This window comes from Chryseobacterium sp. (assembly GCF_041914225.1).
Classification (GTDB): Bacteria; Bacteroidota; Bacteroidia; order Flavobacteriales; family Weeksellaceae; genus Chryseobacterium.
The window spans coordinates 111,620-125,984 of sequence record NZ_JAYSDT010000002.1 but is presented as its reverse complement, the minus strand read 5'-3'; the positions used below and the strand labels follow the sequence as shown (position 1 = coordinate 125,984).

Here is a 14,365-nt window from a genome sequence, read left to right as displayed (position 1 = left end):
ATTCTCTATTTGTCTATTAAAGAAGCTCAAAAATAGAAGCTGCTCCCTGTCCGGTTCCTACGCACATAGAAACCATTCCGTATTTGTTGCCGCGTTTTCTCATTTCATCAAGAAGCTGAATCGTAAGTTTGGTTCCTGTACATCCAAGCGGGTGGCCAAGGGCGATGGCTCCTCCGTTTACGTTTAAGATGTCAGGATTTAAACCTAATTCTTTCTTGATCGCAACTGATTGAGAGGCAAAAGCTTCGTTAAGTTCGATTAACTCAATATCTTTTAATTCAAGACCGGCTTGCTTTAATGCCTTCGGGATAGCGTAGATAGGCCCCATTCCCATGATTCTTGGCTCCAGTCCGGCTGCTGCATAAGCTACTAATCTTGCTTCAGGCTCTAATCCTAATTCTTTCACCATTTCCTCACTCATTACCATTACGAAAGCTGCCCCGTCACTCATCTGAGAAGAGTTTCCGGCAGTTACACTTCCTCCGTTGGCAAATACAGGTCTTAATTTTGCCAGGCCAGCTAAAGAAGTATCAGCTCTTGGACCTTCATCTACTGAAAAATCAAACTTTTTAGTCTGCAGTTTCTGATTTTCATCAAGAAAGTTATATTCTACAGGAATCGGAACGATCTGGTTAGCAAACCTGCCTTCCTGATTCGCTTTTAAAGCCTTCATGTGAGATTCAAAAGCAAACTGATCCTGTTCTTCTCGTGTAATTTTATATTGTTTTGCGACTTCTTCAGCCGTGTAGCCCATTCCCCAGTAATAGTCAGGGTTGGTTTTTGCGATATCCGTTTCAGGAACAGGTTTATAACCCCCCATTGGAATGTATGACATCGATTCGGTACCACCAGCGATGATACAATCCGCCATGCCAGCCTGGATTTTTGCAGAAGCAATGGCAATTGCCTCACTTCCTGAAGCACAGTATCTGTTTACGGTAACTCCCGGAACTTTATCGGTATTTAATCCCATCAGAGAGATCAGACGTGCAACGTTCAGCCCTTGTTCAGCTTCAGGCATTGCATTACCTACGATAAGATCATCAATTCTGTTTTTATCTAATTGCGGAAGCTCAGCCATTAATTTTTCAATAACGGTAGCCGCCATGACATCAGGGCGTGTAAAACGCAGAGAGCCTTTTGGCGCTTTTCCTACTGCTGTTCTGAATCCTTTTACTATGTATGCTGTCTTTGACATTGTTTTATTAATTAATTGTTATAAAAAATTAATCGTACTGTTTGTCATGCTGGAAGTATCTCTACAAAGTTTAGATTCCTTCGGAATGACAAAGTGTTCGTTAATCTTTTTTTGAAATGATTAGTTTCTCAACGGTTTTCCATTCTGCAACATGTACTGAATTCTCTCCAGAGTTTTTCTCTCTCCGCAAAGCTGTAAGAAAGTTTCTCTTTCAAGGTTCAGCAGATATTGTTCTGTAACAACTGTAGGTTCAGACAGGTTTCCACCTACCATTACGTTGGCTAGCTTATCTGCAATTTTCTTATCGTGCTCAGAAATATAGTTTCCGGTTAACATCTGGTCTGTTCCCACATAGAACATTCCTAATGCATCTTTACCTAAAACTTTCACTTTCTGTTCAATAGGCTGGGTATAACCTTGTTCTGCCAGTAGTTTGGCTACTTTTTTAGCCTCAGCAATCTGTCTGTTTTTGCTTACTGAGACAATGTCTTTTCCTTTTTCAAGGATTCCCATATCATAAGCTTCATAGGCTGAAGTGGCAACTTTACCCATAGCGATGTTCATGAAAGCATCACGAAGTCTGTTATTTTTAACATCATCGTTGTGGAATTCTCTGGAAGTTCTTAAAGTCAGTTCTTTAGTACCACCACCGCCAGGGATTACCCCAACTCCGGTTTCTACCAGTCCGATATATGTTTCTGCGGCTGCAACCACCCGGTCTGCATGCATTGTCATTTCGCAGCCTCCACCTAAAGTCATTCCGTGAGGAGCAACTACTACAGGAATAGAAGAGTAGCGTACTCTCATCATGGATTTCTGGAAGTAGGCGATAGCCATATTCAGGTCATCCCAATCCTGCTCAATAGCCATCATAAGGATCATCGCAAGGTTAGCTCCTACAGAGAAGTTGGCTCCCTGGTTTCCGATTACCAATCCGTCATATTCTTTTTCTGCTAAATCAATCGCTCTGTTCAATCCGTCAAGAACTTCGCCTCCAAGAGAATTCATTTTTGAGCGGATCTCAAAGTTGATAATTCCGTCTCCCAAATCTTCAATAGCAGCCCCTGAATTGCTCCAAAGTGTTTTATTTTTTCTGATATTATCTAAAATGATGAAAGCATCCTGACCTGGAATTTTATTGTATTCTCCTGAATTTTTATCCACATAAATACTTTGTCCCTCATCATTAACTTTATAGAATGTTTCTACATTTTTTACCCAATCCGAAACTTCATATCCTGCATCTTTTGCCAGTTCAATACCTTTCTGAACACCTACGGCATCCCAGATTTCGAACGGTCCGTTTTCCCATCCGAAACCGGCTCTCATGGCATCGTCTATTTTATAAACTTCGTCAGAGATTTCAGGAACTTTGTGCGACACATAAGCGAACAGTGCTCCCAGAGATTTTCTGTATAGTTCACCGGCTTTATCTTTACCGCCGATCAGCACTTTGAACCTGTCTATCGGCTTATCAATAGATTTTGTTAATTCCAGGGTAGGGAATGATGATTTTCCCTGAAGCTCATATTCTAAAGTATCAAGGTTTAATCCGTGAATTTCAGATTTTCCTTCTGCATTTTTTACTTTCTTATAGAATCCCTGCTCCGTTTTTGAACCCAGCCACTTGTTATCCATCATCTTCTGGATATAGTCAGGAAGTGCAAAAACGTCATTAAAATCATTGGCTTCAGCACCGCTCTGGCGAACTCCGTTGGCTACCATTACCAATGTATCAAGACCTACCACATCAGCTGTTCTGAATGTTGCAGATTTCGGGCGTCCTATAACCGGACCTGTTAATTTATCAACATCAGAAACGGTAAGTCCTAATTTCTGTACATTGTGAAGAAGATCCATCATAGAGAAAACTCCGATTCTGTTGGCAATGAATGCCGGAGTATCTTTCGCCAGAACCGTTGTTTTGCCTAAGAATTTTGCTCCATAATTCATATAGAAATCGATGATCTCAGGATCTGTATCGTTAGTAGGGATAATCTCTAAAAGAGGAAGATATCTTACCGGGTTGAAGAAGTGCGTCCCGGCAAAGTATTTTTTGAAATCCTCGCTTCTGCCTTCTGTCAGCAGGTGAATAGGAATCCCGGATGTATTGGAGGAAATTAATGTTCCCGGTTTTCTGAACTGTTCAATCTTTTCGTACACTGACTTTTTGATATCAAGCCTTTCTACTACTACTTCAATGATCCAGTCTGTATTTTTGATTTTCGGCAAATCGTCATCGAAATTTCCGATTTTGATCCTGTCTGCAAACTTTGGTGAATAAAGAAGTGCAGGACTTGCTTTTTTAAGTTTTTCAAAGTTTTCGGAAGCAATTCTGTTTCTTACTACCTTATCATCTTTGGTCAAACCTTTTTTCTGTTCAGCTTCAGTAAGTTCAAAAGGAACAATATCCAAGAGTGATACTTCAACACCGATGTTGGCGAAGTGAGCTGCGATACCGCTTCCCATAATTCCTGAACCAAGAACCGTTACATGTTTGATTCTTCTTTTCATATGTAAATTTTTATTTTGAGAAGATTAGATGGAACCGAAAGGTTCATCATAATTTATTTTCTGTTATTTAATAATTCGTTTGCTATTTTCATGATTTCGCTCATTACATCTTTGAACGTTTCCATTTTTTCAGGAGAGATCTTTTCCATGACCTTCTTGTTAAAGTTGACAACAACTTCTTTAGACATGTTTCTGGAGTTTAACCCTTTATCTGTAAGTTTAATGATAACCTCTCTCTTATCGGTGGTTGTTTTTTCCTTATAGATATAACCGTTATCTTCCAGAAGTTTGATGATTCTCGTTAAAGAAGTCGGCTCAATAGCCATCTTTGGACCAAGATTGGTACTGCGGGTTCCTTCTTTAGGGTCTATTTTAAGAAGAGTAAGGGCCTGTACAGCCGTTGAATCATGTTCCTGAGCTAATTCTGTGTACATTTTTGAAACAGCCAGCCAGGTCTGCTTTAAAATTAAATCTACGTTTTCTATTTTTTCCTTATTATTATCCATCATTTTTGCGCCAATGGTTTTACCCAAATTTAATAAATATTATGCATGCATAATATTTATTAACGTTAAATTTTGTTAATAGGCTGATAGTAAACAGATTAAATTGTATGATTAGCATAATACTATGCATGCATAGTATATGAATTAATCAAAGAAAATCCAGTATTAATGAATGTTTGGGATTAATTTGGTGATTTCTTCAAAAGATTCACATTGGTAATACATGGAATCTTTAGTAATTACCCAAAATGGGTCCTGAAATTCAAAATTCAGGTCAGACAGGTCTTTTTGGAAGTTTTTTTGAAGCAGAGAATACAGCATTTCCTTGTGAAACTGAGGAGCGGAAATAAAAGGCGGAATAAAAGTTTCGTTGATTTGAAATAAGGAAGCATTGGTAAGCTCACCATGCTGAAGTAAAATGTCCTCAACAATCCCGGAATACAGATGGTTTTCTTTTACATACCAGATTTTGTCTGCAAACTCTTTGGCCAATCGCCAGTCATGGGAAGAAAACAGGATAAGTTTATTCTGGTCCTTGGCCAATTTTCTAAGGGTTTTAAGAATGATGATTTTGTTTTTTTCATCCAGATGGGTTGTAGGCTCATCCAGAATAATGATAGGAGAGTTCTGGGTAATGGCACGGCCGATAAATGCTTTTTGCAGATTTCCGTCTGAAAGGTTTTTAAGAAGGGTATATCGGTATTGATTTAGGTCCAGTTCTTCAATAATATGGGCAACTTCTTCGCGGTCTTGTTTGGTTAATTCAAAATAAAAAGGATAGTAAATATACTTTCCCAGGGAAATGAGATCCTCAACCGTATAATGCTGCGGTATTACCGACTTTGAAAAAACAATGGCAATGTTTTCTGCAATTTCCTTTACCGAAAGATTCTTCACATTTTTCCCATTAATAGAAATTTCCCCATCCAGTAACGGAAGCTGATTCAGAACAGACTTGATAAGCGTTGTTTTTCCTACACCATTATTACCAATCAGCAGGCATACATCACCAAGCTTTAAATCCGCATTAGCATTGGAGATTAGTGTTGTATTGTAACCGATATTAGCTTGTTTGATCTGTAGGTGCATATTTGTTTCTTTCTTTATTTTCTATGGACTTATGAATTTGCTATCTGATTCTGCTTTGTTTTTTCATGTTGAAAGCATCTCGGCAAAGTAATTTAGATTCCTCCGGAATGACACAGTATGATTGATTTCCTTTTTACTCACTGAAGTAAGTTATAAAATTATTCTCAAATTCTATGAGTTATTTTCCTGACCTGTATTAATTTTGAAATTGGTTGTTCGGTTTATATACACCATCATTACACTTTATTCTGTTTCAATAGCATCATCAGAATCACAGGTATTCCAAAAACAGAGCTTATCACATTCAAAGGGATCTGTGTTTTTTCTGCAATGACAGAGAAAAGCAGCATGATCAGCATTCCCAGAAACATATTAAGAATCCATTGCTGCCATAGTCTGGATGGGTTATAAACCAATCTGCAGAAGTGAGGAACAATGATTCCGATAAATAAGATAGGTCCCAGAAATGCAGTAATAGAAGCAGATAGGAGAGAGGATGCAATGATGATTAAAAGCTTCAGCTGCTTCAGGTTTACTCCTAAACTTTGTGCGTAAGAATTGCCGAGAGAATTCCCGATAAGTGGCTTTATAGCCTTAAAACAGATGAACATACCAATGAAAACAAGGACAGACAATACATAAATCTGGTTTCTGGTCACCATATTATTCGCTCCGAAAGACCATAGAATATAGTTTTTAAGACTTTGATTTTCCGCATAAAACTGAAGTAATGACACAATAGCACCGGCAAAAGCAGATATAAGAAACCCGAAAATAATAAGGTATGATTTATCCTGAAATCTGTTGGACATGGACAGCAATATCAGCATCAGCAGTAAACTCCCGCCAATGGCCGATAAGCTCAGGAAACTGTTCTGTAAAAACTCAGGCAGCAGAATATTATGGGAGAAAAAAATATAAAAGGCGACCGATAAACTGGCGACCGATGTTATTCCCAATATATCAGGTCCTGCCAGCGGATTCTGGAAATATTCCTGCATCAGAAAACCCGAAGTCGGAATTGAAATTCCGGCTAGCATCATTACCAGAACACGGTTGATACGGATTTCAGCAATCTGGTTATGAGCTGAATCCTGAAAGAAATCCCCGAAACTTAAACTTAAAAATCCTGTGTTCATATTAATGACAGCACTGATAATAATAGCGGTCACAAATAATAAACACAGGATTTTAAATCTTTTTGACATGATTCAGAAAGAGTTCAGTCTATTTATTTTAAGAAAGAATCGATTTTTGAATTCAGGACATCTTCCGTCATCATTCCCAGATATTCATCAGTTTTATCACCTTTTCTCATGAAAGTAAAAGGAATAGAACCTCCGTCCCACTGTTTGAAGTTGTTATGAAAGAAGTTTTGATCTAATTTTTGTCCATCCAGTAAGATAATGCTGTTTCCGAGTTTGTTTTCTGCAGCAAAATTCTTAACAGCACCAGCCCATTCAGCTTTGTCATCAAGGTTTACGAAGGTGAATTTTACAGGCTTTCCTTTTAATTCCTCCATTTTACTTTTAAAACTTGGAATTTCTCTCATACACGGGCCGCACCAGGTTGCAAAGAAATTGGTAACATATAAAGTGTCATTATTTTTTGCCAGATGCTGGCTTACATTTTCCGGGGAGAGTTCTTTGGGAAGAACTGTACTTCCTTCAGCTTCTGTAGTTTGAGATACAGAAAGAGAATCTGCTGCAGCAGTGTTTTCAGTTTTCTGACCTTCTTTTTTACAGCTGTACAGTGCAGTAAGAAGTAACGTGGATAAAATTATCTTCTTCATAAATTATTTTTTATCTATTTTTGAATTGAAGTTATGGAACAACAAATCTATAAAGGGAAACTGATACAGTTTCATCCGTTAAAAATAGCGAAAAAGGAACAGCTGACCAAAAATACTTTTTCTCTGGAGTTTGATATTCCCGGGAATGTAAAGGAAAATTTCAGGTTTGAAGCAGGGCAGTTCGTCAGTATAAGATTTCAGTCACATGGGAAAGAGGTTATTAATGATTACTCAATGACTTCAGCACCTTATGAAGGAAAAATAAGCCTGGGCATAAAGATCAACTCTTCTGAAGGAGCTACATCCCAGCTGTTTCAAAACTATAATGTGGGTGATGTTCTATGGGTAAGCGAACCGGCGGGAAGATTTACACTGGTCTCCAAGCCAAGCGAATTCAGAACGATTGTTGCTTTTGCAGCCGGAATCGGGATTACTCCTATTTTAAGTCATTTTAAAAATATCCTTCACAACGAGCCCAGAACCCGTTTGTTTTTATTCTTTGGAAATAAAAGCTCGGATGATCTTGTGTATCGTGATCAATTGGATAACCTTGCCAGAACGTGTGGTGACAGACTTCAGATCTTTTACTTTTTTTCACAGGAGAAAATTGCCGATCAGTTTTTTTACGGCCGGCTGGATGAGAAGAAATTGAATCTTATTATTAATCAGATCCTCCATTTGGATGATACTGATGAAGAATCTACCATCTGGGATGCGGTAGACGAGGTATTGATCTGCGGAAAAGGAGAAATGATCAAAACCCTGGCTAATGCCTGCTATCACCATGGCATTCCGAAAAAGAACATTCATTTTGAGCTTTTTGAAGAATTCAATGATGATATTTATCCCGTAGAAAAAGAATTTCCTCTTATTGAAAATATAGAAGTTGAATTTACCATGCTGGGAAAAAAATATACAACCCGGCTTCCTGATAATAAGGATAAAATCCTTCAACAGCTTCTGATTCAGAAATTCCCGGTACCTTATTCCTGCAAGTCGGGAATATGTGGTAGCTGTGAATGCTCTTTGGAAGAAGGAGAAGTGGAACTGCTGGAGAATGAGTATCTTACTGAAAAAGAGGAGGCGCAGGGACATATTTTAGCTTGTATGTCTATTGTGAAAAGTAAAAAAATAAAGCTTAACTTTGATCTTAGTTGAGAGTTATTAAGAACATATTTAATCTTGGGTTTATATCACTGGAATTGGGGATTCTGATGATATGCCTGTGTAATGCGTGGGTTTTCGGGCTTACCAACGGGAGAACCTATACCAAAATCTCAAAAATACCACCCAGGGAAATCGCTTTGGTGCTGGGAACATCTCCTAAAATGAGATCAGGAAAATCCAATCCTTATTTTACCAAAAGAATGGACGCTGCAGCACTTCTTTATCATCACGGGAAAATCAAAAAGATTATAGTGAGCGGGGAGAAGAGCAAAGGATACAATGAGCCGGGAGCAATGAGAAATTATCTGGTGAATCAGGAAGGTGTTCCGGAAGATATTATTGTGGAAGATCCGAAAGGATTCAATACCTATAAAAGTATTCTGCGCTGTAAGGATGTTTATAAAAAGAAAAATGTCATCATTGTATCTCAGGGATATCATAACCTCAGAGCATTGTTTTTTGCAAGAAATAATGATATGAATGCTTTAGGATTTGATGCGCAGGATGTCACAAAACCTGAAAGCTTTTACAGAAACCAGGCGAGGGAAATCCTCGCCCGTGTGATTGCTGTAGTGTATTTTATTTTAGGCGTTTCTCCGGATTAGAAAGGATATCCGAACGCGATATTAACTGTTGGCTTGAAAGGCTGGATGTATTTGATTCTCCATCGGTCACCTTCAGGTTTATTTGGGTCATAGATTTTGTAGGCAAGGTCGATTCTTGCAGTAACGTAGGCAATGTTTAACCTTAATCCGAACCCGCTTCCGATACCAACCTGTTTCCAGAACTTACCGAATTTAAACTCATCACCATACCCGTCGTTATAGTTACGGAGACTCCATGTATTCCCGATATCCGTAAATAAAGCTCCTTCATAAGTCTTATTGAAAGGAATTCTGTATTCAATATTGGTCGTAAGCTTTACATTGTCTGTCATATAGGTACGAACTCTTTCATCCACCTGAGAATCTGCAGGACCCAATCCTCCAAAAGCTACCCAGGCCCTGATATCGTTGGAACCTCCGTTGAAATAAGATTTGATAATAGGCATATCCTGGGAATTTCCATATGGTATTCCTACTCCGATAAACTGGCGAAGAACTAATGTCTGGTTCCCGTTAAATCTGAAATATTTCCTTGTATCAATATCAAATTTTACAAACTGCGCATATGGCAGTCCGAAAATAGTTCTTTGCGGACCGGTAACCACACCTCCGCTGTTGTCTTTTTTATTGAATATACTTAAGATATTACCCGCAAGCTCAACTTTCCCGTTGAAATAAAATGCATTTGGATATTCTTTTTTTCCGATTTCACTATAAACAAAGTTATAGATCATGGAAGAAATAAGGACATCCTGTGTCTGCCTGTCTTTATTGACCAATGTTCCTCTGAAGGCTGTCAGCAGATCTGTGCCCTGCTGGTTAAGACTTGCACGGTAAGCTTCATTATCGATAATCTGTTTGGAAACTTCATCTACACTCAGTTTTCCATCTTTGTAATCCTGGCCGACCTGTGCTGTTTCTGCATTGAACATGAAATAATTCCCGAAAACTTCATCTTTTACCCTTCCGTCATTCACAAAATAATCGTAGTAGGCATCTTTATTCTTTGTAAGGCTGACCTGAGTATTAAATAAAGTAAGTTTATGATATACCTGGTCATTTACACTTGCCTGATAATTGAGCCCTGTATTGAAAATTAACCTTCCCAGACCAATATTATTCTGGATTGATGCTCCAAGCAAAATAGAAGATGTAGGAGTATATCGTTTCGGAATCAGTTTGTAATAATTAAACGGCAGCAACAGTCTCGGGAAATTCAATGAGGCCTGTGTTGATATTTCATACGCAGCCACCCTTTTGCTGATATCCTTCGTACTTCTTATGGATCCGAACGTTCCGGAAAGGCTGGTAGAAAGGTTTTCCGCACCTCTGAAAACATTTCGTGTGGTAAGGTCAACAGAAGGAGAGATCCCCAGATTCAGCACCTGGGAATAATTAATATCTGTTCCCACTTTCAGTTCATATTTTGGAAGTGGTTTCAGTACATATAAAAGATCAACAATGCTGTCGTTAGGTGAGGACATTCCACCTTGTCTCAGAGAGTCTCTTGCTTTAACGATACTAAAGTTGTTCATTGCCAAAAGATTTCTTTTGGTGACATCCAGTTTAGATTGGTCAAAGACTTTTTTACTGTCCGGAATGATAGCTCTCCAAATGGATGAAATTTTATATTTGTCATTCACCGTATGGAATCTTATTCTCCTTAAGCTGTCTTTTTTTGTATTTTTAGGATAATCACCGGGTTCATCCACAATGGCAACATCAATATTCCCAAAAGTAGCAATCTTATAGGGGGTATCCAGCGAGTCTTTATGAATTTCCAGAGTTAAAGGAACCTGTTTCCTGCTTTTAAGAGAATCCGCTACAAAATAAACTTCGTCATTGGAGGCATTGAATCGATAATACCCAAACTCCCTCATCATATCGGTAATTCTTGTTACTTCTCTTTCAAGAACGGTCTGGTCAAGAATCTGTCCGGATCTTATAAGACTTTTGTTAAGGAAAGACTTGTAGTATCCTTTGATCCCCTGATCCGGGATATTGTAGTAATAATCCTTGATGCGTGTAGGATCATTATGTCTGACAAAATAATTAACAGATGCTTTTTTAGATGCGGAGTCCAAATTATGCCTGAATTTTACATCTGCATCCCAATATCCTCTGTAGGTAAGTCTTTTCTTAATAGATTCAGCACTTTTTTCACTTCTGCCCTGATCAAGAATGACAGGCGGTGTTCCCCAATTGTGCAGTAAACGGTCGAAAAGAAGGCTTTTTCCAACGCTGCTTTTCATATTATATTTAAGGAATAAAGAGTCTCTCAGTTTCTGATTTCTCATCTCACCGGGATAGGTCATATATTCATTAAGTATAGTGTCGTATTTCGGATCAGCCATATTATACAGAAGGAGACTTAATGGCATGAAAAGGAATTGCTTTTTATTGGGCTTCTGCTGAATGTAGTCCTTGAGCTCCTCATCGAAAAACACTTTCTTATCCTCGAACTCTAAAGTGTTCTTGGTAAGCAGGTATTCGCCATCAGGAACTTTTTTCGTAGTACTACAAGCATAAAGGAGACCAACAAATGTTGCAAATGAGATAATTTTATAATATTTTTGAGGAGAATTCTTATAATGCTTACAGCTCATACAATAAAAGTTTTACAATCTTTAGATAAAAAGAAGTTCAGACAAAAATACAATTTGTTTTTGGTTGAAGGTAATAAAATCATTTGTGAACTTTTTAATTCTAACTTTAAAGTTAAAGAAATATTGTCAACCGATCCACAAAAATTGAACCGTACTGATATCCCTGTTACCCATATCTCTGAAAATGAATTAAAAAAAATCAGTTTTCTTAAAACCCCAAAAGATTCCGTTGCAGTATGCTATCTTGCTGAGGAAGAAAAACTGGAGGATAAGAATATACAGCTGGTTTTGGACGGAATACAGGATCCGGGAAACCTGGGAACTATTATACGTCTGGCAGACTGGTTCGGGATTGAGCAGATCATCTGTAGTGAAGATACTGTAGATGTATACAACCCGAAAGTCATTCAGGCAACCATGGGTTCTTTCATCAGGGTGAATGTGGTATATACTGATCTTGTGGAATATCTTTCCAAAACAGAAAATGTGAACATCGGAACAGATATGGAAGGGGAGAATATCTATACTTTTAAGAAACCGGAGAAAATCAACCTGATCTTAGGAAATGAAGGAAACGGAATGAGAACGGAAACGGAGAAGCTTTTACAGAAAAGTATCAGTATTCCGAGATTCGGAAAATCCCAGTCTACAGAAAGCCTGAATGTATCTATGGCTGCAGGGATTATTTTAGGACAGCTGTTTTCAAAATAGAAACTGGAAACTAGAGGTTAGAAATTAGTGTAAATCACTTTCTGAATATTCTCTAACTTCTAGTTTCTGACATCTAGCTTCTATATAAGCTGTTCCATACTTGAAACACTTTTGTTTTTCTGATAGACCTCAATCTTTTTTCTGACATATTTCAGTGCTATTGGAGCAAGGTAGATCAGAGCAGCACCAATCAGTTTTTTCTTCCAGTTGGAGCTTTTCATATTTTTTTTGGCATAGTTTCCTACGATGGCAGTAACTCCCAGCTTAACAAGGCCGTCTGTGAGATTTCCTCCTTTGAAGGCAGAGCTGGCAATTCCTACAGCTGTATTTTTGCTAATTAAAAGGTCTTTTACTTCGGAAGTAAGCTGTTTGGCAATGACATCCTTCCTGAGAACTACTTTTTCATCACCGTCTTCATCAATCTTTTCCTGAAGATACTGGTCTGTTAAGCCGTTGGTAAATGCACTCAGGCTTTCCTTCGTATTTTTGAAGGTAAGAAGATTTTCCAGATCACCTATTTCACTTTGAAGCAGTTTTTTCTTTCTTCTTAATTCTTCTATGCTCTCGTATTTTCTGCCCATAGTTTAATGATTTAAAAATTTAATAACCTGATCTGCAACAGTGTTGACAATTTTACCTTTGAATGCAACAACAAATGCCATTACCACAGCATAAAACCCTGCAACAATTAAGAATCCGTAAGAGTAATTATCCAGTGCTTTCCCGATGAGGAAGGCAATTCCAAAATTGAAAAGGATAATAAAAAAAGCAAAAGCAACAAGCAGTACTACAAAGTAAGTAATGAGCCCGGCAGAAAGAGACGACTTCTCAGTCGCTTCAATTTTCAGAAGATCTATTCTCTTGGAGGCGTATTCTTTAATAGTTTCTATCATTGTTTTTTTTTAAAGTTACAAAAAAAGGAACTTTCGCACAAAAGTTCCTTCCCGTAATTTACTTAAAAAGATAAATTACTTATTTTTTTAGGTCATTCAGTTCTGCTTCCACATCTTTTGCCAGATCGGCAGTTTTGGAAACAATCTGATCCTTGTATTTATCATATCCGTCTTTCACAGTATGTGCTACGCTGCTAGCAGTTTCTTTGAAAGTAGAAGAAATATTGCTGTACTGGTCCTTTACTTTTTCAGAAACCTCTCCGTATTTATTTTTTGCCTGGTCTTTAAGATCATTGGCTTTAGTTTTGATTTTTTTTCTGGTTTCTTTACCTTCTTCCGGTGCGTATAACATTCCTAAGATTACACCTGCCGCAGCACCTGCAAGAAGTCCTGCCAATATACCTGCTGTATTATTTCCTTTTCTAGACATTTTAAGTTTTTTAATAATTAATAATAGATTAGTTTTTACAGTAATAAAACTTACAATTTGTATACCAAAGGAGGCTTTAAGCCTATTAAAAATTGTTAAATCTTTTTGATGTGAGATAAAATAAGGGCTATGGTTTCGTCCTTGGTCAGTTCAGAATTATCTATAACAATAGCATCTTCAGCCTGCTTCAATGGGGCTATTTCACGCTCACTGTCGATCTTGTCGCGTTCTATAAGGTTTTGTTTTACCTGTTCTTTATCAGCTTCTATGCCTAGGCCTTTCAGTTCCAAAAACCTTCTGTTGGTTCTTTCATCAATGCTGGCAGTAAGGAAGAATTTATAGTCTGCATTTGGCAGAACTACTGTCCCTATGTCACGTCCGTCCATAATGACACCTCCTTTTTCTGCCAAGGTGCGCTGTGACTGAAGTAAGAAATCTCTTACTTCCTTTTGTTTAGCAACAAGGCTTACATTATCGGATACGATATTGGTGCGGATTTCTTTAGAGATGTCAGAATCATTAAGAAAAAGAATCAGTGTGCCGTCGTTGTTTTTAAATTCAAGTTTGATACGGTCAAAAGAAGAGAACAATGTATTCAGGTCAATCTCACCGTTTACATTCACACAATGCTGCAAAGCATACCAGGTAACTCCTCTGTAAAGCGCTCCTGTATCCATATGAATAAGTCCCAGTTGATCAGCAATGATTTTAGAGATAGAACTTTTTCCGGTAGACGAGTACCCATCGATAGCAATTACAGGTTTTTTCATACTGCAAATTTCAAGATTTTTTCTTAAAAATCAAGAAGAAGTAGGAAATTTTCGGAATAATTAAGAAATTTCAGGACTGAAGAG

At 37.9% G+C, this 14,365-nt stretch carries 14 protein-coding genes; 3 read left to right on the top strand and 11 right to left on the bottom strand.

From position 1 onward, the window contains the following. Nucleotides 1-16: 16 nt before the first annotated feature. From ACE3RB_RS01545 to ACE3RB_RS01520, 6 genes are all read right to left on the bottom strand, one after another. Nucleotides 17-1,198, bottom strand: a complete 1,182-nt coding sequence (locus ACE3RB_RS01545; protein WP_374462570.1) for an acetyl-CoA C-acyltransferase — start codon at nt 1,196-1,198, stop codon at nt 17-19. 120 nt (nt 1,199-1,318) lie between these two features. Further along, nucleotides 1,319-3,712: a 3-hydroxyacyl-CoA dehydrogenase/enoyl-CoA hydratase family protein gene (locus tag ACE3RB_RS01540; protein WP_374462569.1), complete on the bottom strand. Its 2,394-nt coding sequence runs from the start codon at nt 3,710-3,712 to the stop codon at nt 1,319-1,321. Nucleotides 3,713-3,765: 53 nt separating this feature from the next. Continuing rightward, nucleotides 3,766-4,218: a MarR family winged helix-turn-helix transcriptional regulator gene (locus ACE3RB_RS01535; RefSeq protein ID WP_041461799.1), complete on the bottom strand. Its 453-nt coding sequence runs from the start codon at nt 4,216-4,218 to the stop codon at nt 3,766-3,768. A 165-nt stretch (nt 4,219-4,383) separates the two neighbouring features. Further along, on the bottom strand, nt 4,384-5,307 hold the full coding sequence (locus ACE3RB_RS01530; protein ID WP_374462568.1) for an ABC transporter ATP-binding protein: 924 nt from the start codon (nt 5,305-5,307) through the stop codon (nt 4,384-4,386). A 236-nt stretch (nt 5,308-5,543) separates the two neighbouring features. After that, complete coding sequence (locus tag ACE3RB_RS01525) at nt 5,544-6,515, bottom strand: iron chelate uptake ABC transporter family permease subunit (protein ID WP_374462567.1); 972 nt, start codon at nt 6,513-6,515, stop codon at nt 5,544-5,546. Between the two features lie 23 nt (nt 6,516-6,538). Further along, nucleotides 6,539-7,099 carry a TlpA family protein disulfide reductase gene (locus tag ACE3RB_RS01520; protein WP_374462566.1) on the bottom strand — a complete coding sequence of 187 codons (561 nt, stop codon included), beginning with the start codon at nt 7,097-7,099 and terminating at the stop codon, nt 6,539-6,541. A 33-nt stretch (nt 7,100-7,132) separates the two neighbouring features. On the opposite strand from ACE3RB_RS01520, the gene ACE3RB_RS01515 reads away from it, so the two are divergent. Together ACE3RB_RS01515 and ACE3RB_RS01510 are read left to right on the top strand one after the other, a co-directional pair. Further along, on the top strand, nt 7,133-8,257 hold the full coding sequence (locus ACE3RB_RS01515) for a 2Fe-2S iron-sulfur cluster-binding protein (RefSeq protein ID WP_374462565.1): 1,125 nt from the start codon (nt 7,133-7,135) through the stop codon (nt 8,255-8,257). Continuing rightward, nucleotides 8,254-8,871, top strand: a complete 618-nt coding sequence (locus ACE3RB_RS01510; RefSeq protein ID WP_002979829.1) for a vancomycin high temperature exclusion protein — start codon at nt 8,254-8,256, stop codon at nt 8,869-8,871. The genes ACE3RB_RS01515 and ACE3RB_RS01510 overlap by 4 nt, the downstream gene beginning before the upstream one ends. Here ACE3RB_RS01510 and ACE3RB_RS01505 read toward each other — a convergent pair. Then, the gene (locus ACE3RB_RS01505) at nt 8,868-11,477 is read right to left on the bottom strand and encodes a BamA/TamA family outer membrane protein (protein ID WP_374462564.1); all 2,610 of its coding nucleotides are present in this window, start codon (nt 11,475-11,477) and stop codon (nt 8,868-8,870) included. The genes ACE3RB_RS01510 and ACE3RB_RS01505 overlap by 4 nt on opposite strands. Between ACE3RB_RS01505 and ACE3RB_RS01500 the strand changes: the two genes are divergently transcribed. Continuing rightward, entirely contained in the window at nt 11,463-12,188 is a 726-nt protein-coding gene (locus ACE3RB_RS01500; RefSeq protein WP_374462563.1) for a TrmH family RNA methyltransferase, read from the top strand. The two genes, ACE3RB_RS01505 and ACE3RB_RS01500, sit on opposite strands and share 15 nt — an antisense overlap. 80 nt (nt 12,189-12,268) lie before the next feature. Here the strand turns inward: ACE3RB_RS01500 and ACE3RB_RS01495 are convergent, their stop codons facing one another. From ACE3RB_RS01495 to cmk, 4 genes are all read right to left on the bottom strand, one after another. After that, nucleotides 12,269-12,769, bottom strand: coding sequence for a phosphoribosyl-ATP pyrophosphatase (locus tag ACE3RB_RS01495; protein ID WP_374462562.1), 501 nt, complete (start codon nt 12,767-12,769; stop codon nt 12,269-12,271). Between the two features lie 3 nt (nt 12,770-12,772). Beyond that, nucleotides 12,773-13,081: a phage holin family protein gene (locus ACE3RB_RS01490; RefSeq protein ID WP_374462561.1), complete on the bottom strand. Its 309-nt coding sequence runs from the start codon at nt 13,079-13,081 to the stop codon at nt 12,773-12,775. Nucleotides 13,082-13,160: 79 nt separating this feature from the next. After that, a complete protein-coding gene (locus ACE3RB_RS01485; protein WP_002979824.1) occupies nt 13,161-13,511 on the bottom strand; it encodes a YtxH domain-containing protein in 351 nt (116 codons plus the stop codon). Between the two features lie 95 nt (nt 13,512-13,606). Further along, the gene (gene cmk, locus ACE3RB_RS01480) at nt 13,607-14,281 is read right to left on the bottom strand and encodes a (d)CMP kinase (RefSeq protein WP_374462560.1); all 675 of its coding nucleotides are present in this window, start codon (nt 14,279-14,281) and stop codon (nt 13,607-13,609) included. Between the last annotated feature and the right edge of the window lie 84 nt (nt 14,282-14,365).